Source organism: Pseudomonas sp. Leaf15, from assembly GCF_001421425.1.
GTDB lineage: Bacteria > Pseudomonadota > Gammaproteobacteria > Pseudomonadales > Pseudomonadaceae > Aquipseudomonas > Aquipseudomonas salomonii.
In genome coordinates this window covers 275,359-300,591 of sequence record NZ_LMKI01000032.1, presented here as the reverse complement: position 1 = coordinate 300,591, position 25,233 = coordinate 275,359, and the positions used below count along the sequence as shown (strand labels likewise).

General features: G+C 62.0%; 22 protein-coding genes and 2 pseudogenes. 5 read left to right on the top strand and 19 right to left on the bottom strand.

Features of this window, described 5'->3' with window-relative positions; translation table 11 throughout:
- Nucleotides 1-28 precede the first annotated feature (28 nt).
- The 12 genes from ASE80_RS20770 to ASE80_RS20715 all read right to left on the bottom strand — a co-directional run bounded on the left by ASE80_RS20770 (nucleotide 29) and on the right by ASE80_RS20715 (nucleotide 11,060).
- The gene (locus ASE80_RS20770) at nucleotides 29-2,341 is read right to left on the bottom strand and encodes an MMPL family transporter (protein ID WP_056860600.1); all 2,313 of its coding nucleotides are present in this window, start codon (nucleotides 2,339-2,341) and stop codon (nucleotides 29-31) included.
- Complete coding sequence (locus tag ASE80_RS20765; protein WP_236708857.1) at nucleotides 2,331-3,029, bottom strand: outer membrane lipoprotein carrier protein LolA; 699 nt, start codon at nucleotides 3,027-3,029, stop codon at nucleotides 2,331-2,333. Before ASE80_RS20765 ends, ASE80_RS20770 begins: the two co-directional genes overlap by 11 nt.
- Nucleotides 3,026-3,451 carry an acyl-CoA thioesterase gene (locus ASE80_RS20760; protein WP_056860598.1) on the bottom strand — a complete coding sequence of 142 codons (426 nt, stop codon included), beginning with the start codon at nucleotides 3,449-3,451 and terminating at the stop codon, nucleotides 3,026-3,028. The genes ASE80_RS20765 and ASE80_RS20760 overlap by 4 nt, the downstream gene beginning before the upstream one ends.
- Nucleotides 3,444-4,985: an HAL/PAL/TAL family ammonia-lyase gene (locus tag ASE80_RS20755; protein WP_056860597.1), complete on the bottom strand. Its 1,542-nt coding sequence runs from the start codon at nucleotides 4,983-4,985 to the stop codon at nucleotides 3,444-3,446. The genes ASE80_RS20760 and ASE80_RS20755 overlap by 8 nt, the downstream gene beginning before the upstream one ends.
- On the bottom strand, nucleotides 4,969-5,904 hold the full coding sequence (locus ASE80_RS20750; protein WP_056860596.1) for an LpxL/LpxP family acyltransferase: 936 nt from the start codon (nucleotides 5,902-5,904) through the stop codon (nucleotides 4,969-4,971). The genes ASE80_RS20755 and ASE80_RS20750 overlap by 17 nt, the downstream gene beginning before the upstream one ends.
- Nucleotides 5,901-6,635, bottom strand: a complete 735-nt coding sequence (locus ASE80_RS20745) for a glycosyltransferase family 2 protein (protein ID WP_056860595.1) — start codon at nucleotides 6,633-6,635, stop codon at nucleotides 5,901-5,903. Before ASE80_RS20745 ends, ASE80_RS20750 begins: the two co-directional genes overlap by 4 nt.
- 197 nt (nucleotides 6,636-6,832) lie before the next feature.
- The gene (locus ASE80_RS20740; protein WP_056860594.1) at nucleotides 6,833-8,503 is read right to left on the bottom strand and encodes an acyl-CoA synthetase family protein; all 1,671 of its coding nucleotides are present in this window, start codon (nucleotides 8,501-8,503) and stop codon (nucleotides 6,833-6,835) included.
- Complete coding sequence (locus ASE80_RS20735) at nucleotides 8,500-9,045, bottom strand: hypothetical protein (RefSeq protein WP_056860593.1); 546 nt, start codon at nucleotides 9,043-9,045, stop codon at nucleotides 8,500-8,502. Before ASE80_RS20735 ends, ASE80_RS20740 begins: the two co-directional genes overlap by 4 nt.
- On the bottom strand, nucleotides 9,042-9,296 hold the full coding sequence (locus ASE80_RS20730; RefSeq protein ID WP_003187949.1) for an acyl carrier protein: 255 nt from the start codon (nucleotides 9,294-9,296) through the stop codon (nucleotides 9,042-9,044). Before ASE80_RS20730 ends, ASE80_RS20735 begins: the two co-directional genes overlap by 4 nt.
- Nucleotides 9,297-9,305: 9 nt before the next feature.
- Nucleotides 9,306-9,575, bottom strand: coding sequence for a phosphopantetheine-binding protein (locus ASE80_RS20725; protein WP_056860592.1), 270 nt, complete (start codon nucleotides 9,573-9,575; stop codon nucleotides 9,306-9,308).
- The gene (locus tag ASE80_RS20720) at nucleotides 9,553-10,365 is read right to left on the bottom strand and encodes a lysophospholipid acyltransferase family protein (RefSeq protein ID WP_056860591.1); all 813 of its coding nucleotides are present in this window, start codon (nucleotides 10,363-10,365) and stop codon (nucleotides 9,553-9,555) included. The genes ASE80_RS20725 and ASE80_RS20720 overlap by 23 nt, the downstream gene beginning before the upstream one ends.
- Entirely contained in the window at nucleotides 10,341-11,060 is a 720-nt protein-coding gene (locus ASE80_RS20715; protein ID WP_056860590.1) for a beta-ketoacyl synthase chain length factor, read from the bottom strand. Before ASE80_RS20715 ends, ASE80_RS20720 begins: the two co-directional genes overlap by 25 nt.
- A gap of 317 nt (nucleotides 11,061-11,377) precedes the next feature.
- Here ASE80_RS20715 and ASE80_RS20710 point away from each other — a divergent pair, with 317 nt between their 5' ends.
- Nucleotides 11,378-12,148, top strand: a complete 771-nt coding sequence (locus tag ASE80_RS20710) for a ParA family protein (RefSeq protein WP_056860589.1) — start codon at nucleotides 11,378-11,380, stop codon at nucleotides 12,146-12,148.
- Between the two features lie 492 nt (nucleotides 12,149-12,640).
- Nucleotides 12,641-12,865 carry a DUF6124 family protein gene (locus ASE80_RS20705; RefSeq protein ID WP_056860588.1) on the top strand — a complete coding sequence of 75 codons (225 nt, stop codon included), beginning with the start codon at nucleotides 12,641-12,643 and terminating at the stop codon, nucleotides 12,863-12,865.
- A gap of 125 nt (nucleotides 12,866-12,990) precedes the next feature.
- Here ASE80_RS20705 and trxC read toward each other — a convergent pair whose 3' ends face one another.
- A complete protein-coding gene (gene trxC, locus ASE80_RS20700; protein ID WP_056860587.1) occupies nucleotides 12,991-13,425 on the bottom strand; it encodes a thioredoxin TrxC in 435 nt (144 codons plus the stop codon).
- Nucleotides 13,426-13,507: 82 nt separating this feature from the next.
- Here trxC and ASE80_RS20695 point away from each other — a divergent pair, with 82 nt between their 5' ends.
- Nucleotides 13,508-13,909: a helix-turn-helix domain-containing protein gene (locus ASE80_RS20695; protein ID WP_056860586.1), complete on the top strand. Its 402-nt coding sequence runs from the start codon at nucleotides 13,508-13,510 to the stop codon at nucleotides 13,907-13,909.
- A 140-nt stretch (nucleotides 13,910-14,049) separates the two neighbouring features.
- Here the strand turns inward: ASE80_RS20695 and selO are convergent, their stop codons facing one another.
- The 5 genes and pseudogenes from selO to ASE80_RS31940 all read right to left on the bottom strand — a co-directional run.
- Nucleotides 14,050-15,513, bottom strand: coding sequence for a protein adenylyltransferase SelO (selO, locus tag ASE80_RS20690; protein WP_056860585.1), 1,464 nt, complete (start codon nucleotides 15,511-15,513; stop codon nucleotides 14,050-14,052).
- Nucleotides 15,514-15,561: 48 nt separating this feature from the next.
- On the bottom strand, nucleotides 15,562-18,900 hold the full coding sequence (mscK, locus tag ASE80_RS20685; protein ID WP_056860584.1) for a mechanosensitive channel MscK: 3,339 nt from the start codon (nucleotides 18,898-18,900) through the stop codon (nucleotides 15,562-15,564).
- Between the two features lie 56 nt (nucleotides 18,901-18,956).
- A complete protein-coding gene (locus ASE80_RS20680) occupies nucleotides 18,957-20,699 on the bottom strand; it encodes a potassium/proton antiporter (RefSeq protein WP_056860583.1) in 1,743 nt (580 codons plus the stop codon).
- Between the two features lie 261 nt (nucleotides 20,700-20,960).
- Nucleotides 20,961-21,560, bottom strand: a pseudogene (locus ASE80_RS31945) (methyl-accepting chemotaxis protein); the annotation flags it as partial.
- Between the two features lie 303 nt (nucleotides 21,561-21,863).
- Nucleotides 21,864-22,520 (bottom strand): annotated as a pseudogene (locus ASE80_RS31940) (MCP four helix bundle domain-containing protein); the annotation flags it as partial.
- Between the two features lie 343 nt (nucleotides 22,521-22,863).
- Between ASE80_RS31940 and ASE80_RS20670 the strand changes: the two are divergent.
- On the top strand, nucleotides 22,864-23,094 hold the full coding sequence (locus tag ASE80_RS20670; RefSeq protein ID WP_017138532.1) for a hypothetical protein: 231 nt from the start codon (nucleotides 22,864-22,866) through the stop codon (nucleotides 23,092-23,094).
- Nucleotides 23,091-23,384 (top strand): cell division protein ZapA, encoded by a 294-nt coding sequence (locus tag ASE80_RS20665; protein WP_017138531.1) that lies wholly within the window; start codon nucleotides 23,091-23,093, stop codon nucleotides 23,382-23,384. Before ASE80_RS20670 ends, ASE80_RS20665 begins: the two co-directional genes overlap by 4 nt.
- Here ASE80_RS20665 and ASE80_RS20660 read toward each other — a convergent pair.
- Nucleotides 23,381-25,183: an acyl-CoA dehydrogenase gene (locus ASE80_RS20660; protein WP_056860581.1), complete on the bottom strand. Its 1,803-nt coding sequence runs from the start codon at nucleotides 25,181-25,183 to the stop codon at nucleotides 23,381-23,383. The two genes, ASE80_RS20665 and ASE80_RS20660, sit on opposite strands and share 4 nt — an antisense overlap.
- Between the last annotated feature and the right edge of the window lie 50 nt (nucleotides 25,184-25,233).

Sequence of the window (25,233 nt, the reverse complement as noted above, 5' to 3'; positions counted from 1 at the left end):
CTCCTTGCCGCTTTGGCGATTAACACATTCATAAGGCGTGCTTCTGATGCCCGGCCCAAGGCGCCAGCATAAAGCTGAACGCCAGGCCAAGGCTGACCGACAGGCCGAAATTACTCACGGCGGGTGTACTCGACACCGCCAACAGCCCAAACGACAACCAGGTCGTCAGCGCCGCCAGCAGCGTACCTAAAAGACTCACGGCCGCGCCGCCGATCTGCTCGCGCATCAAGATCGCATAGTCGACGCTGATGGCGGTGACCAACAGCAGGCCGAACAGGCTGAACAAGGTCAGCGGCTGGCCCAGCCAACCGAGGCTGGCGAGGCTGCACAGCGCCGCGAGCAGTGGCAGGGCGACGATGCGCAAGGCCCCGCCAACACCGAACGGCATTATCAATAAGAGCACGATCAGCACACACGACATCAGCTTCAATTCAGCCGCGCTGATCTGCGTGTCGGCAAACACCCGGTTCAAATCACCCAGCCGGTCGACCAGTTGCACACCGGGTAAATCCAGCGCCTGCACGCGCAACAGCGCCGGGTTGTTCAGGCCTTGCAGGCTGACCATCGCCGCCACGCCGCCGTCCACCGGCCCCAGCCACAAGGTGCGCCAAGGCTCAGCCAATGGGCCGATCAGTGCAGCATCGATGTCTTCGGTGGGCAGCGCTTGCAGTTGCGTGACTTCGGCTTGCAGCGCGCTGGCCGGCACGCCCAGGTCCAGCAGCGGCTGCCAGTGCTGTGCGAGGGTGTTCAGCGCATCCCGAAGGTGTTGCTGCTCAGCGGGCAGGCTCACCAGTTGGTTGAGCGCGAGGTAGCCTTGCAGCTTACCCATGTTCACCAACTGATCCAGGCGTTCGCCCAGGGCGGCCTGGCGTTCCAGCAACTGCTGCTGGTTGTCGGCGCGCACCAGGAAAAACTGGCTGGTGGGCTGGAACCCAGTGATACGCGCCACGGCCTGCGCCTCTTGCAGCAATTGCGGCGGGGCGCCGATCCATTGGCGGATATCGTTTTTACTGTTCAAGTGCCACAGGCCGCCTGCGCAAAACAACAGCAGCAGCGCCAGCAATACCGGGCTTGGCACGCGCTTGAGCAACGCGGCGCGCAATAGCCACAGGCATTCGGCGATGCGCAGCGGCCATTGCGCCGGGCGCAGTTCCACGCCTTTGAGCAGCGCGGGCAGCAGGCACACGGCCGACAAGTAGGCACCGACTAAACCGGCGGCGGAGAACACCGCGATTTGCGTCAGCGCCGGGAACGGCGTCCAGGCCAGCGCCAGGTAGCCGATGCAACTGGTCGCCAGGCTCAGGCTCAGCCCCGGCAAGGTCAGGCGCAATGCCGGCCAGCTGCGCCAGGGTTGCAGGCTCCAGCTTTTGGACAGGTAATGCAGCGGGTAATCCACCGCCACGCCGATCAGGCTGGAGCCCAGCACCAGGGTCATCACATGCATATGGCCGAACAGCGCCACACAGGCCACCGCGCCGAACAGCATGCCCACCAGCACCGGCACAAACGCCAGCAGCACGCGCCAGCGCCGAAACGCCAGCAACAGCAACAACAGGATGCCCAGCGTGGCGCCGCCACCCACCCAGGTGATTTCCCGCGTGGCCTGTTGCTGCCCGTTGGCTGCGTAAAGCAGGCCGCTGGCAGCGAGCAATTGTGCGCCTTGCTCGCTGGCCTGTTCGCGACTGGCCTGGAGCAGGTCCGCCACTTGCAGCGGCAGTTTCATATCAAAGGCATTGCCGGTGGTGCGTGCACGCAGCAGCACCCAGCTTTTGCCGTCGGCATCGGCAATCAAGGCGCCGCTGCCGATATCCAGCTGCACTGAGCCGTGCTGCGGCTGGCTGTTCTGGATGCGCCCGGTAAGGCCCAGCCAGTCGTCCTGGCTCGGCACCAGGCTGAACCCGGTAAACGGGTCGAACAAGGCCTGCACGCGCTGCTGAATGAACGCGTCGGGCTGTTCGATCAGCTGCTCGCGGTCCTTGGCCGAGAGCATTGCCAGCCGCCCGCGCAGCAGTTGTTCACGCAGGGCGGGCAAGTCGGCTTGCAGGTTCCACTGCACTTTTTCAAACAGCCCGCTGGCCTGCCAGCGTTCGCCCATTTGCTGCGCCACTGCTACGGCTTTTTGCCGGTCGGCATGCCCTACCAACACCAGCATTTCGCGGTTCAGCGGTTCCTGCATGCGCTGTTCGGCCTTGAGTTCCAGCGCGTCCGGCGTACTGCCCGGCACCAGTTCCATCAGGTTGGCCGACAATGGCGCGCCATGGCGCCACTGCCAGCCGGCCAGCGCCAATACCGCCACCAGCAGACTCAGGAACAGCCGTGGCAGCGAGCGCTCACTGGGCAAAGTCGTGTTGCTCCGATTCGCTCAACGGTTGGCCGGCAGTGCAGTCCTGCATGCGCAGCACGGTGCTGTCGCCCTGGGTTTCCAGCAGTTCGATTGTTTGCACCAGCTCGCCGCCGTCGATATTGATCTGGGTGAACACCTGCTTGAGCAGCAGCGAACGTGGAACCAGCGTCAGCTTCCACTGTTGGGCTTCGCCTTGCAGTTGCAGCTCGAAATCACGCTGCAAGCCACTGCTGTCGCCCTGAAGCACGGCCAGAAACAGACGATTCTGCTCGGCACCGGCGCTCTTGTTCGGCAGCAATTGCCAGCCATTGGCGTCACGCCGGGCAATGCCTTGGGCGCTGATGCGGTAGTCCTGTTGCAGCGGGGTTTTCAACAGCCACAGCAGGCCGTGGTCTTTGGCGAGTACGAAGGTGCCTTTGCTGACCAGAGGCTGGGGCAGGGCGCGCAGGTGTTTTTCCTGGGTGAAGCTGCCGTGGATTACGGCGGGTTTGGCCAGTTGGTCGCTTAGCTGTTGCAGGTCGAAGGCGTGGGCACTGAAACTTAGTAGCAACCCGATCAATGTGGGAGCGGCGGTGCGACGATTCGACTTGCCCGCGATGAACCTGAGGGCGCTGCGCAGTATCAGGCGAAGCGCGTTATCGTTGACGACCATCGCGGGCAAGCCCGCTCCCACAGGGAATCTCATTTCAGGGCTCTCTCTACGGCGTCGGTGAATACTTTTGGGGATGCCAGCTGCATCTCGCGGCTGGCGATTTCTACCGCCACTTGCACAGTGCTGGCGCGGGTCAGGCGTTCACCGCTGGCGAGGTCGGTGATCAGGTAATTCACCTTCAAACGGTTCTCCCATTCCACCAAACTGGCGCGCACGTTGATGGTCTGGCCGAACACCGCGCCGCGCACATAGCGCAGCTGCATGTCGATCACCGGCCAGGCGTAGCCGGATTCGAGCATCGCCGTGTAGTTGTGGCCGAGCTTGTCCAGCAACGCGCAGCGCGCCACTTCCAGGTACTTCACGTAATGCCCGTGCCACACCACGTTCATGGTGTCGACATCAAAAAACGGCACGAGGATTTGCGTGTCGCAATGCAACACGCCCTGGCTACGCATGCAGCCTCCAGTGTTGCTCGGCGATACGTTTGAGGCACAGGCGCAGTTCGCCTTCCAGGGCGCGGTCTTCGATCACCGGCGGGAAGTCTTTGCTCAGCTCGATGTGCATGGCCGCCAAGGCCGGTGGCAGTGGGCGTGCGTCTTCAGCCTGGGCGCGCAGCCACACGCCCTGGTTGGCGGCGAGCAAGGTGGCGGCAGCGACCTGTTCGGTCAGCTCCAGCACGCGGATTGCGTCGCGGGCGGCGATGGTGCCCATGCTTACCTTGTCCTGGTTGTGGCACTCGGTGGAGCGCGAGAACACGCTGGCCGGCATGGTGTTTTTCAGCGCTTCGGCGGTCCAGGCGCTGGTGCCGATCTGCACGGCCTTGAAGCCGTGGTTGATCATGGCGCGGTCAGCTGGCGCGCCGGACAGGTTGCTCGGCAGTCCATGGTTGTAACGCACATCCACCAGCAGCGCGAGCTGGCGATCGAGCAGGTCGGCGACGTTGGCCACCAGGGTCTTGAGGCTGTCCATGGCAAAAGCGATATGCCCGCCGTAGAAGTGCCCGCCGTGCAGCACGCGTTCTGCTTCGGCGTCGATGATCGGGTTGTCGTTGGCGCTGTTCAGCTCGATTTCGATGAACGAGCGCAGCCAGTTCAAGCTGTCGGCCAGCACCCCCAACACATGCGGTGCGCAGCGCAGCGAATAGCGATCCTGCAAGCGGTGCAGCGGCGCAGTCGGCGCATCAATCGCCAAATCCTTGCGCAGCCACGCGGCCACTTGCATCTGCCCCGGGTGCGGCTTGGCGGCGAACAGGCGCTCGTCGAAGTGTTCCGGGTTGCCTTGCAGCGCCACCACGTTCAACGCAGTGATGCGCGTGGCCAGTTGCAGCAGGTAGTCGGCACGGGCGAAGGCCAGGCAGGCAAGGCCGGTCATCACGGCGGTGCCGTTCATCAAGGCCAGGGCTTCCTTGGGGCGCAGCACCAGCGGTTCCCAGCCGAGTTCACGGTGCACGTCGGCAGCCTGGCGACGTTCGCCACGGAACAGCACTTCGCGCTCTCCGGACAGGGTCGCCGCCACGTAGGACAGTGGTGTGAGATCGCCGCTGGCGCCCACTGAACCTTCTTCCGGGATCAGCGGCAGCACGTCGTGTTCGAGGAAGGCATGCAGGCGCTCCAGCAACTCCACACGCACACCGGACACACCATGGCACAGCGACTGCAAGCGTGCGGCGAGCACGGCGCGGGTGGCTTGGGCGTCGAGCAACTTGCCCAGGCCGCAACCGTGGAAGGTGTAGAGGTGACGCGGCAACGCCTCGACGTGCTGCAACGGCACCGCCACCACGCAGGAGTCGCCGTAGCCGGTGGTCACGCCATAGATCACGCCTTCCTTGTCCAGCAGCGAGTCGAGGAACTGCGCGCCCTTGGCGATGCGCTGGCGATAGGCTGCGTCATCCTGCAGTTGCGTGGGCGCCTGGCGGTTGGCCAGGGCCAGCACGTCTTCGATAGGCAGGTGGCGTTCGCCAAAAATTACCGGTTCAAGATGCGGGGTCATCGGTCTTCCAGAAAGGGTAAAAGTTGAACCATTGTTGGGGCGCCTCCAGGCAAAACTCGCCCAGGCGTGCGGCGTAGCGGGCGGTCCACTGGGCGATGACGTGCTCGCGGGTGCTGCGCTTCCATTCAATCAATGCAGCGAACGGCTCGATGGTCAGGCGATAGCGGCCATTGTGCTTGAGGCACATCAGCAGGTTGACCGGGCATTTAAGCAGGCCGGCCAGCAGCCACGGGCCTTGAGGGAAGGCGGCGGCATGCCCGAGAAAGTCCACGCGCACCTTGCGCCCGCCGTGCAGGGGCACGCGGTCACCGGCAATCGCCAGCCACTCGCCCTCGTCCAGGCGCTGGCTGAGCAACAGCATGGTCGCCGGGTCCAGCTCGCTGACCTGAATCAGGCGCAAATGCGTGGCCCCGGCTTCGCCCAGCAGGCGGTTGAATTGTTCGGCGTGCTTGGTGTGCACCAGCACGTTCATGGTGACTTGCTCGCCAATCTCTGCGAGTGCGCGGCACACCTCAAGGTTGCCCAAGTGCGCGCCCACCAGCATTTGGCCGCGCTCGCCGCGCAGTTGCCCGCGCAATTGCGCCGGGTCGTTGATTTCGATTTGTTCGATACGCAGCTTGCCGTTCCACACGTCGAGCTTGTCGAGCAGGGAGTCGGCGAAGGCCATGAACTGGCCGAACACGCTTTTATGGCTGGGCCGCAACGCATCGCGCCCGCTCCAGTCGGCCAGGCGCTGCTGGTATTCCCAGGCGCTTTGGCGCGCTGTGCGGCCGAACAGGAAAAAGTACAACACAATGCCGTACAACACCGGGCTCAACAGGCGGCGGCCCAGCACTTTGGCCGCGAACGCGGTGAGTTTCATCAGCCAGAAGCTGCCGCGCTCTTCGCGGTCGGCCCAGTGTTTGGTGCTGTCGCTCATGCCTGCCACCGTCGCCACAGAATCATCGGCGCGCGTACCAGCATGCCGAAGAACAGCCGGGTGTGCATGGCACTGATGCGTACGTTGTCGCGGAACAGGCGAAAGTGTGACACGCCGTCGGTGGGGTAATGCACCTGGGTCGGCAGCCAGCGCATCGGCTGATTGCGCCAGGCCAGGCGCACCAGAATGTCGGAGTCAAAGTCCATGCGCGTGCCGATGTACGCCGAATCCATCAACGCCAGGGTGGGCGCCAATGGGTACACGCGAAAACCGCACATAGAGTCGCGAATCTGCAGCGACAGGGTGTTGATCCACACCCACACGTGGGTCAGGTAGCGCGCGTACAAGCGGCCCTTGGGCACGCTGTCGTCGTATTCGGGGTAGCCGCAGATCACCGCGTTTGGGTGCGTGCGCGAGGCGTCGAGGAAGCTGTCGACTTCACGCAGGTCGTGCTGGCCGTCGGCGTCTACCTGCAGCGCGTGGGTAAAGCCCAGGCGCGCGGCTTCGCGAAAACCGGCCATCACGGCGCCGCCTTTGCCTTGGTTGTTTGGCAGGGTCAGCAAGGTGACGTGATCGAGCGTTGCCAGTTGCGCCAATACCGCCGCGCACGCCGGGCTGCTGCCGTCATCGACCAGCAGGCACGGCAGGCCGCTGTTCAACAGGCTGTGCACCACGGCGGGTACGGCGGCTTCGTGGTTGTAGACCGGGATGAGGGCGCAGGGGTTATGCATGGCGTACCCAGCCAGCGATTGAACAACCTGTGGCGAGCAGGCTTGTCGAATCGTCGCACCGCCTGCGTTGGGCTGCGCAGCGGCCCCAGTAAGGTAACCTCCGTGAATCAGGCAGAACTCCATTACAGGTTTTGGGGCCGCTTCGCAGCCCAACGCAGGCGGTGCGACGATTCGACAAGCCTGCTCGCCACAAGAGCTTATGCATGCGCAGCCACCAATTGAATCCGGCCACTGGAGCACGCCGCATCGCCGTTGCGGTACGCGAAGTACAGCTTACCGCGCTCCGGGTCGAAGCGCAGGTGCAGTTCAACCTGATCACCAGGGCGCACCAGTTGCTGGAACTTGAGCACTTCCATTCCGGCAAAGGTCTCGGGTAAATCCAGCAGTTGCTGGCCAAGGTTGAAGGCCCATTCCACCTGCACAACGCCCGGCAGTACCGGCGTGACCGGAAAGTGGCCGCTGAAGTAGGCCAGGTCCGGCGGGATGCTCAGTTGCACAGTCCACTCGCCGTTGGCTTCGACCTGTTCCCGTACTTCGGGTGCTTTGGGGCGTGGTGCCAGCAGCAATGCTTCTACGTCAGCCTGGGGCAGTTTGCCCTGGCTGTTCAGCGGCAACTGGCGCAGCAAGCGCCAGCGCCGTGGCAGGGCCAGGGCTTCGCAATGCTGGCTTAAATGTTCGCGCAGGGTTTGGGTGACGGTGCGGCGGCCTTGGTTGCGCAGCGCATGCAGGCCCTCGGCGCTCAACACCACCAGTGCGCCGAGTGAAGCGCGGTTTTCCTGCACCACGCCCAGGCGGGTTTCAGCGACCCAGGCATGGGTCAGCAATGCCTGTTCGAGCATGGGCAGGGAGATGCGTTTTTCTTCCAGCTTGACGATGCGGTCCAGGCGCCCGAGCAGCTCGAAGCGGCCATCGGAATGAATACGCGCCGCGTCGGCGGTTTGTTCGATATGCCCGGCCGGCAGGTACGGCGAGGCAATGCGCAGGGCACCGTCGGCATCCTGGCTCAGTTCTACATCGGCAAATGGCTGCCATGGCTGTGCGCCCTGGCGCCAGGCGATGCCGCCGGTTTCCGAGCTGCCGAGGATTTCCGTCGGCCATTGCTGCAAGCGGTCGTACAGGCTGCCGGCGGCTTCCACCGGCAGCGCGCCGCCGGAGGAGAACACTCGCGACACTTGGCTCAGCGCGGGCCAGTCGAGGTTGTCGCCCATGCGCTTGAGCAATGCGGGGCTGGCGACCCAGGCAAATTGCGCATGCTCGCGGCTGGCGCGCTGCATGTCTTCAGGGAAGGCCAGTTGCTTGCGCACAAAGGTGCGACCGGCGCACAGCGGCCACAACACGCGAAACAGCAAACCATAGATATGCTGGGTGGCCACGCTGCCGATGATGCAGGCGTCTTTGAGGTCCGCACCCCACAGTGCTTCCAGCGCCGCCACTTCGTTGGCCAGTTGGCGCAGGGTCTTGTCGATGCGCTTGGGTTCGCCGCTGGAGCCGGAGGTGCACAGGCTCAATTGGCAGGCGTCGAGGTCGAGCGCGGCAGGGCTCAACGGCGCTTGATACAACGCGTCCAGATCGGCGGCCTCAACCAGCCAGGCGTCTACGCTGTCGTCCCAGCGTTGGCGGGTCTGCGGTTGCAGGTCGGCAGGCAACAGCACGCTGACCCCGGCCCGCCAGGCGCCCAGCAAGGCAATGGCCAGCACGCCTGCGTCTTCCAGGTGCACCGCCAAGCGCTGGATGCCGCGCGCCTGCAGGCCCGCCGCCAGGCTCAGGGCCTGCTCGCAGAGTTGCACGTGATTCATCGCAGGTTCGGTGGTGACCGAACGTTGTTCCAGCGCCTCAAGCAGCACATGCTCAAGTTTCAACCCATTCATACGCGGCCTCGAACCCTTTGTCGTACCAGCCATTCCACGGCAAACAGCAGCCCCATCAGCCCGTAGGCGATCAGGCCGTTGTACAACGTCCACCAGCTCAGCGGCGCCCACAGCGTGAGGGCGGCGGCGAGCAAGCCATTACACAGAAAAAACACGCTCCACACCACGGTGACCTGGCGCGTGTACACAATTGCGTTGGGCGGCAGCTGCGGGTCGGTCATGCGCGCCAGGCGCTCGACCATCGGCGGCCCGTATTTGAGGCTCATGCCGAACAGCCCCAGCATGAACGCGCTGACCAGGCTCGGGTACCAGCGCAGCCACTGCGGGTTGTCGAACCAGGCCAACAGCAGGCAGAACACGATCACCGCCACTGCCATCCAGCGGCTGCCGGGGCGCCGTGCGCCGGTCAGTGCGCGCAGCAACCAGAGGCTGCCCAGCAGCAGGCCAAATTGCCACGGCGCAAAGTGCTCGGTGCCGTAATACACCGCGAAAGGGTACAGCAGCCCCGCCAGCAACAGGCCAAGGCCGATCAGCCGGCTCATGCGGCAGGCTGGACCAGACGGTACACCGCCTCAACCACGTCGTTGACGGTGCGCACCGCCTTGAACTCTTCGGCGGCGATCTTCTTGCCGGTCTGGCGCTTGATATGGTCGATCAGGTCGACGGCATCGATGCTGTCGATCTCCAGGTCCTGGTACAGGTTGGCGTCAAGGGTGACGCGCTCAGGCGGCAGTTCAAACAGTTCCACCAAGGCATCGCGCAGGGTGTTGAAAATATCGTCACGAGTTTGCATGGTCCGGTCTCAAGCTGCCTGTCTGGCCGTGACGAATGCCGCAAGGCTGGCCACGTTGGTGAAATGATTGCGCGTGTCTTTGGCGTCGGCATCGATCTTGATGCCGTATTTTTTCTGGATCGCCAGGCCCAACTCCAGGGCGTCCACCGAATCCAGGCCCAGGCCTTCGCCGAACAGGGTCTGGTCGCTGTCGATGTCGTCGGAGCTGATGTCTTCCAGGCCCAGGGCCTCGATGATCAGCACCTTTATGTCATGCTCAAGGCTGTATTGGTTGCTCATCTTCGGCGAGCTCCTTAATGAAATAGTGATGCAGGTAATCGTTGAGCTTGCGTGAAGCCTGGGGCGCGGGCCCCAATGTGGCAAACGCCTGTGGGTCTATATCGGCACCCACGCGCAAACTGAAGTGAAAACGGCGCTTGGGGATGCGATACCAGGGTTCGGCCTTGGTCAGGGTGGTGGGGCTGACCTTGATCACCACCGGGGTGATGATTGTCGCACCGCGCAGTGCAATGGCGGCGCCACCGCGATGAAAGGCCGGTGGTGCGCCGGGTGTGGTGCGCGTGCCCTCGGGAAAGATGATCAGCGTCTGGCCTTCGCGCAGCGCATCGGCCGCAGCATCGAGCATATCGGCACTGCCGTCATTGCTGATGTAACCGGCGTCGCGCACCGGCCCACGGGTGAACGGGTTCTGGAACAGGCTCTGCTTGACCACGCAGTTGGTCTGGCGCATCAGGCCGATCAAAAACACCACGTCGATCAGCGACGGGTGGTTGGCGACGATCATCTGGCCTGGGCGGCCGAGGTTTTCTGCGCCTTCAACGCTGTAGGTCAACACACCGGCGCGTTGCATCAGGCGAATAAACAGCCAGAACAGCTTGCTGATGGTGTGGCGGGCGCGGCGCTGGTGTTTGGCCGCGCTGCCTGGCAGGCAACTGAGCAGCGGGAACACCAGCAAACGCAGGCACAGCCCGCCGACGCCGAAGCAGAAGAAGCTTGCGGCGGTGGCGAACAGGCGCCAGTAGTAGGCGTCCCGTGGCTTGTCGGTCAGGGCTTGCGTTGCCAGTTCCATACACGGTTCTTCCAGGCATGTTGGCAGGTGGCCTGCTCGGTAAGCAGGGTGCGCAGCAGGTTCAGGGCGTGGGGCCACTGGGTTTGACTGAGTTGGACAGCGCCGCTGTTTAGTTCCAGTTGCCACTCGTCGCCCTGGGTCAGTAGCAGGCCGAGGGCGTAGGGGAAGGGCACATCATGGATCCAGTCGGCGTAAGCCGCAGGCGGTTGTTCTTCGGTGATCACCAGCAACACCGCCGGGGCGCCTTCGTTGAGCAGCGCGGCGGCTTCGAGCATGCCGTGTTCCAGGCCGTCGCCGGCGGCGGCGAGGGCGGTCATTTCGCAGGTTTCATTGCGCAGGATCGACCACAGGCCAATCACCGCGTTATGCACCGACAGGCTGAACTGGGTGGGCGACAGCGGCTCGTCGTTGGCCAGGTCGCTGAGGATGTCGAGGGTGCGCGGGGTTTCGCCGTGCCGGGAAGCAAACACCAGCGGCAGGTCTTGCCGGCCCTCGGCCAACGGCCAGCCCACGCTGAACGCCATGCGCGCCAGCCGGCTCAGGCGGCGGCGCTGCATGGCGGGCAGGAAGGACACATCGGGCGACGCATCGCTGGCCGGCACTACCACCGGAGCCTGGCACCAGGCACGCCAGTCGTGCGCAGTCTCCAGGCCCGGAGCCCAGGCGCGCCATTGGTCGATATTGAAAGTGATCACTGAGAAGTTATCCCGCCCCTGCGGGCTTCCATGTGCAGCCGTTGGCCCCGAATACCGGGACAGGGAACAATGGCCGAATGGCGCGCATTATCCCGGTGCCGTGGGGTTCTAGCAAACTTTGGTAAAGATTTGTTCACGGATGAATACAATTTGCCGGAAAAGATTTACAGATTGTCCTTTACCCGTGCGGTGTGTGGATTGTAGGACTCCTCCTTTTGTTCGACAGGTGATGCGCCAGTGCATGGATGAACGAGGTAGCTAACAGGCGCTTTTGCCCTCTACACTCGGACATTCATTGATACACGGAGGTTTTTTCCATGCGGCGTGTGGTGTTCAATCAAAAAGGCGGCGTTGGCAAGTCCAGCATTGCCTGCAACCTGGCGGCGGTGAGCGCCAGTGAAGGCTATCGGACCCTGTTGGTGGACCTCGATGCACAGGCCAACTCAACCCAGTACCTCACAGGGCTGACCGGCGACGATATCCCGATGGGCATTGCCGATTTCTTCAAGCAAACCCTGTCTTCCGGGCCGTTTTCGAAGAAAAACCAGGTGGATATCTACGAAACGCCGTTCGATAACCTGCACGTGATCACCGCGACCGCCGAGCTTGCAGACCTGCAGCCCAAGCTTGAGGCCAAGCACAAGATCAACAAGCTGCGAAAGCTGCTGGATGAGTTGAGCGAAGATTACGACCGGATTTACCTGGATACGCCACCGGCACTGAATTTTTATGCGGTTTCGGCGTTGATTGCCGCTGATCGCGTGCTGATCCCGTTTGATTGCGACAGCTTCTCGCGCCAGGCGCTGTATGGCCTGTTGCGTGAAATCGAAGAGTTGAAGGAAGACCACAACGAAGGCCTTGAAGTGGAAGGCATCGTGGTCAACCAGTTCCAGGCCCGTGCGAGCCTGCCGCAGCAGATGCTCGCTGAGTTGATTGCCGAAGGTTTGCCGGTACTGCCGGTGTACCTGGCCAGCTCGGTGCGCATGCGCGAGTCGCACCAGGAGAGCAAGCCGCTGATCCACCTGGACCCACGGCACAAGCTGACGTTGCAGTTTGTGGAGCTGCATAACTTGCTGGAAAACGCCTGATTTTACAGGCGATGCAAGTCCCCTGTGATCCCCTGTGGGAGCTGGCTTGCCTGCGATGCAGACAACTCGGTCTATCAGTTAGACCGAGGTGATGCCATCGCAGGCAAGCCAGCTCCCACATTTGTATTGTGTTTCAGCAGGGTGATTTGGATTGTTCCTACGGAGGCTGTAGGAAGGGTCTGGCAAATGGGGTTGTGGGTTGTATCGTTGCCTACAGCTAAGCCAGAATCGCCCGGCTTGTGCGTCTGGATGGGCGTCTCTAAGGTTCTCGGGTCACTGAATGTTCAGTGATCGGGTTTAGTAGCCCAATCGACCAAAGCATTTGCACCGCTCCAGAAGTATGGCGTTTTATCGCCTATCTGATGGTGGCTGTACGCAGGGCACCTTCGGGTGCGCCGGTCTTTGCTTTGTTCCCCGGTCTACTAACCTGCGTATAGCTGCCACCCTTCGTTTAGTAGCGAGAAGGTGGTGGCCCTATCAGGGAACAAATGCATGTCTATCAATCTTTTCAATGTGGCACCCAGCCTCTCCACCGAAACCCTCGTACTCAACAGCTACGAAACCTTCTCTTCCGTCCGTACGCTGTTACTCAAGCTCTCCAACGACCTCACCGGCGAACACCGCGACGTGGCCCTGGCCATCCATCAATTAAGCGAACTCGGCGTAATGCTGGTCGGCCAGATGATGGACCACGAAACCCCCGTAGCCCGAGCTTAAAACGCGGTCAATGTGGGAGCTGGCTTGCCTGCGATGCAGGCAACTCTGTCTATCAGTCAGACCGAGGTGAGGCCATCGCAGGCAAGCCAGCTCCCACAGTTGACCCCGTTGATTGAGGGGCTGGTTTACACCCCTTGGCTACGCAACCAACTCATCAGCTGCTGCAACGGAAACGCGCCACTCTGGCGCGCCACTTCGCGGCCGTTCTTGAACAGAATCAAACTCGGAATCGAACGAATCCCCAACTGCGCCGACAGCTGCTGATTAGCCTCGCTATCAAGCTTGGCCAATCGGCACTTGCCCTCCAACTGCCCAGCCGCCTGCTCAAACACCGGCGCAAACGACTTGCACGGCCCACACCATTCAGCCCACACATCCACCAGCAACGGCAGGTCGCCCTTGATCTGGCTGGCGTAGTCGCCTTGTTTCAATTCAAAAGGTTTGTTCAGCAACACAGGCTGCTTGCAGCGCCCGCATTTAGGCGCATCACCCAAGCGTTCGCCGGGGATGCGGTTGAGGCCGTTGCAATGCGGGCAGGGGATTACAAGAGGTTCGGACATGGTGGGCTCCTAGGACGTGGCCAATGGGTTCAATCTGGAGCCGACAACGAGGTTTATCAAGACCAGGCGAAAAGGATGAAACATGAACGACAACTTGAAACTGGCTGTTGAACACTGGGATTTTATTTCTCCGCTGCTAACCAAGCCCCAGTCCGAAGCGGACTACGACGCTTTGGCTAGGGCGCTCGATGAGTTATTGGATATCGTTGGAGAAGATCAAACTCACCCATTTATGGGGTTGGTGGACATCATCGGTGATTGGATTGAAGCCTACGACCATGAACACCGTCCAATGCCGGTCGCCAGTGGTGTCGACGTGCTGCGATACATGATGCGCGAACACGGTCTCACCCAGAGTGACCTACCCGGAGTAGGCGCACAATCGGTCGTCTCTGAGGTATTGAGCGGCAAGCGCCAGCTCAACCTGCGGCAAATTCGTTGGTTGGCCGAACGTTTTGGCGTAACGGTCGAAACCTTCATTTAGTGCCGCTCTGATCGTTCCCACGCTCCGCGTGGTAATGCATCCCGTGACGCTCCGCGTCACCCGTGCGCAGATGCACTGCAAAAGGCGGGACGCGGAGCGTCCCAGGCGGCATTCCCACGCAGAGCGTGGGAACGATCATCTTACGACGAGCAACTAATCTCCAAATGCTTGCCCCAATCCGGCGGCCGCTGGGCGTATTGCTCCATCCCGGGCTGTTCTTCAAAGGGTTTGGAAAGCGCTTCATGCAGCCGGCGCACTTCGCTGTAGTCGCCTGACTCGGCAGCCGCGATGGCGTTTTGCGCCAGATAGTTGCGCAGGATGTACAGCGGGTTAACTGCGTGCATGCGTTCGCGGCGTTGTTCTTGGCTGTCATCGCCATCCCGTGCGACGCGCGCCTTGTACTGCTCGGCCCAGGCATCAAAGCCGGCCAGGTCGACAAAGTCATCGCGCAAGCGCGCCACGGCCAGCGCCGCGGACTCATCACCCAGGCGCCGGAAGAACAGCGTGTAGTCCACGCCGCTGTTCTGCATGAGTTTCAGCAAGCGTTCCACCAATGGCTGGTCATCGTCTTCGGCGGTGGTGAGCCCTAATCGGCGACGCATCAGGTCCAGGTAGTGCGCCTGATACAGCGGCAGGTACAGGCCGAGCGCTTCTTTCAACGCGTCGACGCTGATAAACGGCGTGAGCGCCTGGGCCAGTGCGCTGAGGTTCCACTGGCCGATCGGCACCTGATTGCTGAAGGAATAGCGCCCTTCATGGTCCGAATGGTTGCAGATGAAGTGCGCGTCAAAGTCATCCAGAAACGCAAACGGCCCGAAGTCGAAGGTGATGCCGAGGATCGACATATTGTCGGTGTTCATCACGCCGTGGCAGAAGCCATAGGCCTGCCATTTGGCGATCATTTCGGCATTGCGCTCGACGATTTCGCGGAACATTGCCAGGTACGGTTCAGGCTGCTCGCGGCATTCGGGGTAATGCAGGTTAAGCACGTGTTCGGCCAGCTCGGCCTGTTGCTCGGGCTTTTTGGTGTAGTAGAAATACTCGAAATGCCCAAAGCGGATATGGCTGTGAGCCAGGCGCAATACCATGGCGCCGCGCTCTTGTTTCTCGCGCCACACCGGTGTGTCGGAACCGATCACGCACAGCGCACGGCTGCTCGGGATGCCCAGCGCATGCAGGGCTTCGGAAGCGAGAAACTCACGAATCGAAGAGCGCAGCACCGCACGCCCATCGCCCATACGTGAATACGGCGTCATCCCGGCGCCCTTGAGGTGCAGGTCCCAATGCTCGCCGGCCTGGTTGTACACCTCACCCAGCAACAACCCTCGGCCATCGCCCAGTTGTGGGGTATAGCCGCCGAACTGGTGCCCGGAATAGACCATCGCCCGCGGCTCTGCTTCGGCCCACAGTTTGTGCCCGCCAAACAGCTCGGCAAATACCGGCGTTTCGGCCACGGCCGGGTCGAGGTCAAGCAGGGCCATGGCGGCATTGCTCGCCACTACAAGGCGCGGCGCGTCGAGAGGCTCCGGCAGAACATGGGTTGAGAACGCGTCGCCCAGGCGTGCGAAGCGGTTGTCGAAGGTCAGTTCGTCGAGGGCTTTCACCGGCCATCTCCAGCAGAATGTCCGAGCATTCTGCTGGGGATAGGGCGTTTAGTCGAGTTTGCTCGGCGGCGGCTCTTGCACGCCGCCGTCGTTGGCGGGTTTGGCCGGCGTGTCGACTTCCACCAGTTTGTATTCCTGGCCGTGAAGGTTCTTGAGGTAGACCTCCATCTGGCGGAACGAGATGTTGATGTGGTGGTTCTTGAACTCACGGTTGATAAAGCGGTTCACCTCGTCGATCACCGGGTTACGGTCACCCAGGTCGCGCACGTGCATGCGCAGTTCGTGGTCGAGGGTGCTTTCGCCGAAGTTGAGGAAGTACACATGGGGTTCCGGCTCTTTCAGCACACGCGGGTTTTCACGGGCGGCCTTGAGCAGCAATTCCTTCACCAGATCCAGATCAGAGCCGTAGTCCACGCCCAGCTTCAGCGTCACGCGGGTGATGGTGTCGGTCAGCGACCAGTTGATCAATTGCCCGGTGATAAACGTCTTGTTCGGGACAATGATGTCCTTGCGGTCAAAGTCGGTGATCGTGGTGGCGCGGATACGGATCTTGCTCACCGTGCCCGACAGGTTGCCGATGGTGATGGTGTCGCCGATGCGCACCGGGCGTTCGAACAGGATCATGATGCCGGAGATAAAGTTGGCGAAGATCTCCTGCATCCCGAAACCCAACCCCACCGACAGCGCCGCCACCAGCCATTGCAACTTGTCCCAGCTCACGCCGAGGGTGGACAAGGTGGAGACGAAACCGACGCCGGCGATCACATAGGACAGCAAGGTGGTGGTGGCATAGGCGCTGCCCTGGGCCAGGTCCAGCTTGGACAGCACCAGTACTTCGAGCAAACCGGGCAGGTTGCGCGCCAGGGCGAAGGTGATGCCGACAATGATCGAGGCGCCGAGCAAGTCGCCGATGCTGATCGGCACCATGCTGATATTGGCGCCGGTGCCGCTGGTGTATTCGTAGAGGGTCACGTTGTCCAGGTAGGAGAACACGGTGATCAGGTCTTTCCACACCCAGTACAGCGCCGCGATAAAGCCGCCGAGCAAGGCCAGGCGGATCAGGCGCATGGACTGTTCGTTGACCTGTTCGATGTCCAGGGTCGGTTCTTCGATCACCGCTTCGCCGTCGCCGGCTTCCTTGGCGGCCTGGCGTTTGGCCAGGGCGCGGGCATAGGCCAGGCGCCGCGCCGCAACGCCGAGGCCGCGTACAAAGGTGGCCTCGATGACCAGCCAGAACATCAGCAGGTACAGGGTGTTGATCAGCCGGTCGCTGAGTTTGAGCGCGGTGTAGTAGTAGCCAAAGCACACGGCGATAAACAGCGCGACGGGCAGGGCGGTAAACACCAGGCCCACGGCCTTGCGGAACAATGAGGCTTTTTCGTGGGTCGGGCTGTGCAGCAGCAGGCGGCTCAGCAGCCAGGCCATCAGCGCGTAGCAGGTCAGCACCACGGCGATACCCAGCACGTCGTCGGCCAGCGCGGCCGGCTGGTGTTCGGCGATGGCCACTACGGCGACCAGCGCCAGCACCACCAGCCCGAGCTTGCGGATCCAGCCCTGGAGGAATTCGACCTGGGGCTTTTCCCAGCGGAAATGCAGTTCGGCCACGCCACCCGGCGCGAGAATCCGGTAGGCGGTGTAGAACACCAGCCACGCTTGGGCGATCAGCAGCAAGGCCGCGCCCAAGTTGGCGTTTTGCCCACGGGCGTCGATTTGCAGCGCGTAGCCGCACAATGCCAGCGCCAGGGCCACCGGCAGCGCCAGCAGAATATTCACCAGGATGGCCACCGGCGTGTGCCATTGGCTGTCGCGCTTGAAGTGGCCGATATCGAGGTGGATCTTTTTCAGGCGCGCGTACAAGGCTTTACGCCGCCACAGCAGTGCGCCAATCAACAGCAGCAACGGCAAGAACAGCAGCGGGCGCTGGGTCAGGCCGTCATACAGTTCGCTGACGCTGGAAGCCCACGGCAGGGTGGTGACTTGCTTGGTCAGGTGGTCCGGCACGGTTTCCAGCCACTCGGTGTCCAGCGGCTTGTTGCTGGGGATCCAGAACATTTGCTCGTCGAGGGTGGCGCGCAGGTTGGTGGCGGTGCTGAGCAGTTGTTTCTGGTTCAGTTGCAACGTGATGGATTCATTCAGCAACGCGCTCAGCTCACGGCTCAGGCGTTCGAGCAGGTCGCTGCGAGTGATCGCCAGTTCCAGCAGGGTGCGACGCAATTGTGGCGTCACGTCATCCGGCGACTGGTTGGCCAGCAGGTTATCCACGTAGGTGCTGGGCGTGCTGATCAGTTCGCGTTGCTGGTTGACCTCGAACTGGTACAGGCGAATGTTGGCGATGTCGTCCGCCAGGTTGCGGTCGACGGTCAGGCGCGGCAGTGCCTGTTTTTGTTTGTAGAGGATCTTGGAGAGCAGCAGGCTGCCCTTGAGCACGTTGATCTGTTCGTCCAGGGCCGAGTCGCTTTGGGTGACGGTGTCCAGTTGCTGCTTGGTCTGCAGGTTTTTCTGGGTCAGGTCATTGAGGCGGTCAGTGCTTTTGAGCAGGTAGTCGGAGAGCTTGAGGTTGGCCGCGCTTTCGGTCGCGAGCAGGCTGCTGCCGCCGGCCTTTTGCGCTTCGATGGACTGCTGGGTCACGGTCTGCTGGGATTGGGCCAGGCGTTTCTGGTTGATCAGGGTTTGCAGGTCCTGGATCTCTTGCTCCAGGCGCGCGGTCTTTTCCACCACCAGGTCATGCTGGCTGTTGCCCAAGTCTTGCAGTTGGCTGTTGCCGGCCAGTTCCTGGCGGCGCAGCGGGATCAGGGCATTAAGGGCCGCAAGTTCGGCATTCAGTTGGTTGCGCTGGTCGCCGCTGAGGGTTTTGCCGTTGTCTTTGCCGGCCTTGAGGATCGAATTGATCTGCTGGATGCGCGTCTGGCTGCTGCTGATTTCGGTCTGGGCGCGCTCGGGACGGGTTTGCGCGGCGATGGTCAAGCTGTTGGCTTCGGCCAACTCTTTTTGCAGGTCGCCTTGCTGGGTGCTGCGTTGCACCAGCAATTGCTCAAGTTGCGGCACGGGCAGTGAGGCATAGCGTTGGGCCACGGGGACGATTTTAGTCGCCTTGAGCCGCACCAGTTCACGCTGGTTGTCGGTGGTCTGGCGCGGAGCCTCTGCCAACTGGCGCTTGAGGTCGACCAGGCGCTGCTCGTAATCCTGCTTGTTGCCCAGGTACGTCAACGTCTGTTGCAGGATGCTCTGCAACGCCTTCATGTCGGCGTCGGGCAGCTTGCGGTCGGGCAGCTTGTCCAGGCTTTGCTGGATGGCATCGGTGCTGGGCGGGTCAGCGGCGTAAACGTTGCCTACACAGAGGGTCAGGCCCAGCAGGGCAGAGGCTAAAAAGGTGCGCAGTAGGGTCATGGATACCGGTCGAGCAAGCTAAAGAGGCTGGTGGCGTGGCGCCGTAGCCCCGCAGTTTAGAGGAAGAGTCCAGGGCCTGGACGACTTCCTTCGGGGAATTTGACGCCGACTTTTCCGATCTTGTTCCCGTCCATGACTGCGACGGTCCAGATTGTGTTGTTCCACTCCACCTGGTCGCCGACGATGGGCGCGCCGCCGACCTTCTGGGTGATGAAGCTGCTGAGCGGCATGTCCGGGTCGATGCAGTCGAGCTTGAGCCCGTACAGGGCGGAGACCGCGCCCAGTTGGGCGTCGCCTTCGAGCACGAAGTCGCCGAAGAAGCGCAGGTCGAGGCCACGCTGCGGCGCCTGGCTGAACAGCTTGCCGAGGGCCGGCAGGTTGTGTTCGTGGCCGATCACGCAAAGTAAATCGTCGACTTCCAGCACCGTACTACCCGACGGATGGAGCAGTTGCTGGCCACGAAACAGTGCGGCGATGCGCGTGCCTTCGGGCATTTTCAGCTCGCGCAGGGCAGCGCCAATGCACCATTTTTCCGCGCCCAGGCGGTAGACGAACAGCTCCCACTCGCTGGTGACGTGCACTTCCAGGGCTGCGCGGGAGATGGGCGCCGGTTCCGGCGGTACGGTGACCTTCAGCAACTTGGCCACCCACGGCAGGCTGGTGCCCTGCACCAGCAGCGACACCAGCACGATGAAGAACGCCAGGTTGAAGTACAGCTGCGCGTGCGGCAGGCCGGCCATCAGCGGGAACACTGCCAGAATGATCGGCACCGCGCCGCGCAAACCGACCCAGGCGATAAAGGCTTTTTCGCGACCGTGGAAAGCCTTGAACGGCAGCAGACCGACCATCACCGACAGCGGCCGCGCAAACAGGATCATCCACAGCGCCAGGCCCAGCGCCGGCAGGGCGATGGGCAGCAGGTCGTGGGGTGTGACCAGCAGGCCCAGCACCAGGAACATGCCGATCTGTGCCAGCCACGCCATGCCGTCGAGCATATGCAAAATGCCATGACGGCTGCGCACCGGGCGATTGCCGATTACCAGGCCGCACAGGTACACGGCGAGGAAGCCGCTGCCGTGCAGGGCGTTGGTCAGGGCGAACACTACCAGGCCGCCGGCGATCACCAGGATCGGGTACAGGCCGGTGGCCAGGTTGATGCGGTTGACCATTTGCAGCATCAGCCAGCCGCCGCCCAGGCCGACGATGCCGCCGATGCCGAATTCGCGGATCAGGTGCGTCAGCAGGCTCCAGTGCAGGCCGGTCTGGCCGCTGGCAAGCATGTCGATCAGGGTGACGGTGAGGAACACCGCCATCGGGTCGTTGCTGCCGGATTCGATTTCCAGGCTGGCGGTCACCCGTTCGTTCAGGCCCTTGCCGCCCAGCAGCGAGAACACGGCTGCGGCGTCTGTGGAGCCGACAATCGCGCCGATCAGCAAGCCTTGGATAATATTGAGGTCGAACAGCCAGGCCGCCGCCATGCCGGTGAGGCCGGTGGTAATCAACACCCCCACCGTGGCCAGCGACAACGCCGGCCAGAGTGCCACGCGAAAACTCGCCACCCGTGTGCGCAAACCGCCGTCGAGGAGGATCACGGCCAATGCGAGGTTGCCCACCAGGTACGCGGTTGGGTAGTTATCGAAGATGATGCCGCCGCCATCGACGCCGGCGACCATGCCCACGGCCAGGATGATCACCAGAATCGGGATCCCCAGGCGCGAGGAAAGAGAACTCACCAGAATGCTCGCACCCACCAGCAACGCGCCGATCAAGAACAGGCTGTTGATGGTCGTCGCATTCAAAGGCAGTACTCCAAAACAGGGAAGACAGGGCGCAAACTGACCATGCAGTCTGCGTGCCAGCGATTCTAACCTGTTGAATTGCTGTGCTGTCAAAAGATCGTTCCCACGCTCTGCGTGGGAATGCCTCGTTGGACGCTCTGCGTCCGCTGTCAATGTGGGAGCTGGCTTGCCTGCGATGGCGGTGTAACAGTCACCCGGGATATTGACTGTTAGATGGCTATCGCAGGCAAGCCAGCTCCCACACGGGATCGCCGGTGTCTGTTAAAGCCTGAAGCGCCCCACCATCCCATTCAGGTCCACTGCCAGGCGCGACAACTCACTGCTCGCCGCGCTGGTCTGGCTGGCACCCGTGGCCGATTGCACCGACAAATCACGAATATTCACCAGATTACGGTCCACTTCCCGCGCCACCTGCGCCTGCTCTTCGGCCGCGCTGGCGATCACCAGGTTGCGTTCGTTGATCTCCACAATCGCAGTGTTGATGGTGTCCAGCGACATGCCCGCGCCTTTGGCGATGTTCAACGTCGACTCCGCACGTTCGGTGCTGTTGCGCATCGAATCCACCGCGTGCTCGGTGCCGGCCTGAATGCTGCCGATCATCCGCTCGATCTCGCTGGTCGATTGCTGGGTGCGATGGGCCAGCGCGCGCACTTCGTCGGCCACCACGGCAAACCCACGACCGGCCTCACCGGCACGCGCCGCTTCAATTGCGGCGTTCAGGGCCAGCAGGTTGGTCTGGTCGGCCAGGCCGCGAATCACGTCGAGTACTTTGCCGATATCGCGGGACTCATTGGCCAGGTCGCCAATCAAGGTGGCGGTGGCTTGCACGTCGCCGCTCATGCGCTCGATGGCGCTGACGGTTTCCTGCACCAGGTCACGGCCGTCACCGGCAGACGTGGTGGCGTTGCGCGAGGCTTCGGAGGTGCTCACCGCGTTGCGTGCTACCTCTTCAACAGCGCTGGTCATCTCATTGACGGCGGTGGCGGCTTGCTCGATTTCGTTGTTCTGCTGGGTCAGGCCACGGGCACTTTCGTCGGTGACGGCGTTCAGCTCTTCGGCGGCCGAGGCGAGTTGGGTGGCGGAGCCGGCGATGCGCTGCAGGGTGTCGCGCAGCTTGTCCTGCATCTTGGCCATGGCGGCCAGCAGGCGGCCGGCTTCGTCGTTGCCGTCAACCTGGATCGGGCGCGTCAGGTTGCCTTCGGCGACTTCTTCGGCGGCTTCCAGCGCCTGGGCGATGGGCAGCGTGATGCTGCGGGTCAGCAGCCAGGCGAACAGCAGGGTCAGCGCCGTGGCAATGATCAGCAGGCCCACTACCAGGTTAAAGGCCATGTCGTATTGGTCTTTGGCTTCTTGGTTGGTGGCGTTGGCCATCTGGTTGTTGATGTCCAGCAGGCGCGTAAGCACCGCATTGACTTGCTCGGAATTGCTCAGCAATTCGGTGTTGAGCAAGGTGCGCAGTTCATCGATCTGGTTGGCGCGCGACAGGCTCTTCATGCGCTCCTCGATCTGATGGTACTGGCCGAGCAAACGCACGTATTCATCGTAGGCGCTGCGCTCTTCGCGGCTGTCGATGAGTTTTTCGTAAACGCCTTGGGCAGCACGAATCTGCTGGTTACGCAGTTCGAAAGCTTCCAGGGTCTTTTGCTGCACGTCCGGCTCGCGGTTGGTCAGCAAGCGGTACGACAGCACCCGCAGGCGCAGGGTCAGTTGGGTGAATTCGTCGAGGGCGCGGATGCTCGGGACGCTGGCCTGGGTGATGTCTTCGGTGGCTGCGCGAATTTTGCTCATCTGGTTCAAGGCGAACACACCGAGAAACAACATCAGCGCGCCAATAAACGCAAAGCCAAGGAAGGCCCTCGGAGCGATATTCATATTACGAAGAGACATGCGGGAATCCTGGGGAGAAGCGCGATCCGTGCGGCCATGAGACGAGGTGTGCATTGCGTATCGGCCATGCGACTAAAGTCTTAAGGGGGCGCGCGCTTTTGTCGCATCTGACGAGGGGTTGGGCGGATTCAGGAACCAGATCGGGTAAATGCAGTCACTAAGGCTCGAAAGTGCGGCCCGGCCCTTAAAAATCGGGCTGCGCGCCGGGGATAACCCTGGCATCCGAGGTGAATTTTCTTTATCGTCACCGCCCTTTGAAAAAGCCCGAGAAATCAAAATGTTAGAAGCATCTCTCAGCCAGCTTGAACAGCTGGTCACTGACCTCGTACAACAGAACCAAGACCTGCTCGGCAGCAATGAAGCCCTGAAAGCGGAACTGGCCCGCGCCAAGGACGAAAACGACAGCCTGCAACTGAACCTGATGGAACAGGAAGAAAAGCACGGCGCCACCGCCGCGCGTATCCAGGCGCTGGTTGAGCGTGTGAGCGCAGGGCCTGTCGGCGCATGAATGAAGGGATAAAGGTCGTTTCGATTCTCGGAGAGGATTACTCGATCAAGGCGCCGCAAGGGGAGGATCAAACCCTGATGCACGCCGTGACCATGCTCAAGGCCTCCCTGGCCACCACCAAGAAAAAGTACCCGACCCTGATCGGTGACAAATTATTGGTACTGGCCGCGCTGAACCTGTGCGCCGAGCAGATCGACATGCAAAAGCATCACCAGCAGGAACTCGACCGTTACCAAGAGCAAGTCAGCGCCACGGTCGAAGTGATTTCCAAGGCGATCGGAACGCCTTAGAACCACGCGTCCTGCATGCCCAGGCACGTGTCATCGCGTGCCTCCAGAATCGCCAGTTCATGATGGCAGCTCGGTACTTCCCAGGTCAGGAAGTACCGGGCGGCCTGGAGCTTGCCTTTGTAAAAGGCCACATCGGCCGCATGACCCTTGGCCAAACCGTCCTCGGCGCGAATCGCCTGCTCCAGCCAGCGCCAGCCAATCACCGTGTGCCCGAACACTTTCAAGTACAGCGCCGAGTTCGCCAGGCTGCTGTTGACCTTGCCGTGGGCGAGATCCGTCAGCAGGCCAATCGTCACGCTTTGCAGGCGGTTGACCAGTTGCTCCAGCGGTTCGCGCAGTGGCGTCAGTGACGGGTATTGCTGAGCCCGAGCGCCGGTTTCGGCGATCAGGCGGATCAGTTGCTTCAAGCCCGCACCGCCGTTTTGCGCGAGCTTGCGCCCGAGCAAGTCCAGGGACTGAATGCCGTGGGTGCCTTCGTGGATCGGGTTCAGGCGGTTGTCGCGGTAGTACTGCTCCACCGGGTATTCGCGGGTGTAGCCGTGGCCGCCGAGGATCTGGATCGCCAGTTCGTTGGCCTTGAGGCAGAACTCCGATGGCCAGGACTTGACGATGGGCGTAAGCAGGTCGAGCAGTTCGTGGGCGTGCTTGCGCTCGGCTTCGGTTTCCAGCGTGGTGGTGTCGTCAAACAACCGAGCCGCGTACAGCCCCAGGTCGAAGGCGCCTTCCACATAGGCTTTCTGGGTCAGCAGCATGCGCTTGATATCGGCGTGCTGGATGATCGAAACCGGTGCGGTGCTCGGGTCTTTGCTGTCGGGCAGGCGACCTTGCGGGCGTTCGCGGGCATATTCCAGGGAATAGAGGTAGCCGGCGTAACCCAGCATCACCGCGCCCATGCCCACGCCGATGCGCGCTTCGTTCATCATCTGGAACATGCAACTCAAGCCCTGATGCGGTTTGCCCACCAGATAGCCGACGCAGTTGCCGTTATCGCCGAAGTTCAGCGCCGTGGACGTCGTGCCGCGCCAGCCCATCTTGTGGAACAGCCCGGCCAGCAGCACGTCATTGCGTGCGCCCAGGCTGCCATCCTCGTTGACCAGGAATTTGGGCACGATAAACAGCGAAATGCCCTTCACCCCAGGCGGCGCGTCCGGCAGCTTGGCCAGCACCATGTGCACGATGTTTTCCGACAGCGGGTGGTCGCCGCCGGAGATGAAGATCTTGTTGCCCTTGAGCCGATACGTGCCGTCAGCCGCGGGCTCGGCGCGGGTGCGAATATCCGACAGCGACGAGCCGGCATGTGGTTCGGTGAGGGCCATGGTGCCGAAAAAGCGGCCTTCGATCATCGGCTGCAGGAAACGCTGTTTTTGTTCCTCGGTGCCGAAGCTTTCGATGAGGTTGGCGGCGCCCATGGTCAGGAACGGGTAGGACGTTGAAGCGGCGTTGGCCGACTGAAAGTGCGCGAAACAGGCTTGGGACAGCAGAGTCGGCAACTGCATGCCACCGGCTTCGAAACTGCGGGCAGCGTTCAGAAAGCCCGCTTCCAGAAAAGCGTCCACGGCGGGTTTGACTTCCGGGATCAGGATCGCCTGTCCATCTTCGTAGCGCGGTTCGTTTTCGTCGTTTTTGCGGTTGTGTGGCGCGAAGTACTTCTCGGCAATGCTGCGCGCCGTGCTGATGGCGGCGTCAAAGGTTTCGCGATTGTGTTCGGCAAACCGCTCGCGCTGGGTCAGGCCCTCGGCATCGAGGACTTCATACAGCTCGAAAGCCAGATTGCGGGAACTGAGCAGCGTCTCGGACATGGCGGCTTACCTTTGAAGGGAATCACCTGAGTCTAAGTGCGCGAATAGAG

What these genes read in the sequence shown, in the direction of transcription:
- ASE80_RS20765 (WP_236708857.1), bottom strand. Translation starts at nt 3,029, where the DNA reads ATGAGATTCCCTGTGGGAGCGGGCTTGCCCGCGATGGTCGTCAACGAT.
- ASE80_RS20760 (WP_056860598.1), bottom strand. Translation starts at nt 3,451, where the DNA reads ATGCGTAGCCAGGGCGTGTTGCATTGCGACACGCAAATCCTCGTGCCG.
- ASE80_RS20755 (WP_056860597.1), bottom strand. Translation starts at nt 4,985, where the DNA reads ATGACCCCGCATCTTGAACCGGTAATTTTTGGCGAACGCCACCTGCCT.
- ASE80_RS20750 (WP_056860596.1), bottom strand. Translation starts at nt 5,904, where the DNA reads ATGAGCGACAGCACCAAACACTGGGCCGACCGCGAAGAGCGCGGCAGC.
- ASE80_RS20745 (WP_056860595.1), bottom strand. Translation starts at nt 6,635, where the DNA reads ATGCATAACCCCTGCGCCCTCATCCCGGTCTACAACCACGAAGCCGCC.
- ASE80_RS20740 (WP_056860594.1), bottom strand. Translation starts at nt 8,503, where the DNA reads ATGAATGGGTTGAAACTTGAGCATGTGCTGCTTGAGGCGCTGGAACAA.
- ASE80_RS20735 (WP_056860593.1), bottom strand. Translation starts at nt 9,045, where the DNA reads ATGAGCCGGCTGATCGGCCTTGGCCTGTTGCTGGCGGGGCTGCTGTAC.
- ASE80_RS20730 (WP_003187949.1), bottom strand. Translation starts at nt 9,296, where the DNA reads ATGCAAACTCGTGACGATATTTTCAACACCCTGCGCGATGCCTTGGTG.
- ASE80_RS20725 (WP_056860592.1), bottom strand. Translation starts at nt 9,575, where the DNA reads ATGAGCAACCAATACAGCCTTGAGCATGACATAAAGGTGCTGATCATC.
- ASE80_RS20720 (WP_056860591.1), bottom strand. Translation starts at nt 10,365, where the DNA reads ATGGAACTGGCAACGCAAGCCCTGACCGACAAGCCACGGGACGCCTAC.
- ASE80_RS20710 (WP_056860589.1), top strand. Translation starts at nt 11,378, where the DNA reads ATGCGGCGTGTGGTGTTCAATCAAAAAGGCGGCGTTGGCAAGTCCAGC.
- ASE80_RS20705 (WP_056860588.1), top strand. Translation starts at nt 12,641, where the DNA reads ATGTCTATCAATCTTTTCAATGTGGCACCCAGCCTCTCCACCGAAACC.
- trxC (WP_056860587.1), bottom strand. Translation starts at nt 13,425, where the DNA reads ATGTCCGAACCTCTTGTAATCCCCTGCCCGCATTGCAACGGCCTCAAC.
- ASE80_RS20695 (WP_056860586.1), top strand. Translation starts at nt 13,508, where the DNA reads ATGAACGACAACTTGAAACTGGCTGTTGAACACTGGGATTTTATTTCT.
- mscK (WP_056860584.1), bottom strand. Translation starts at nt 18,900, where the DNA reads ATGACCCTACTGCGCACCTTTTTAGCCTCTGCCCTGCTGGGCCTGACC.
- ASE80_RS20670 (WP_017138532.1), top strand. Translation starts at nt 22,864, where the DNA reads ATGTTAGAAGCATCTCTCAGCCAGCTTGAACAGCTGGTCACTGACCTC.
- ASE80_RS20665 (WP_017138531.1), top strand. Translation starts at nt 23,091, where the DNA reads ATGAATGAAGGGATAAAGGTCGTTTCGATTCTCGGAGAGGATTACTCG.
- ASE80_RS20660 (WP_056860581.1), bottom strand. Translation starts at nt 25,183, where the DNA reads ATGTCCGAGACGCTGCTCAGTTCCCGCAATCTGGCTTTCGAGCTGTAT.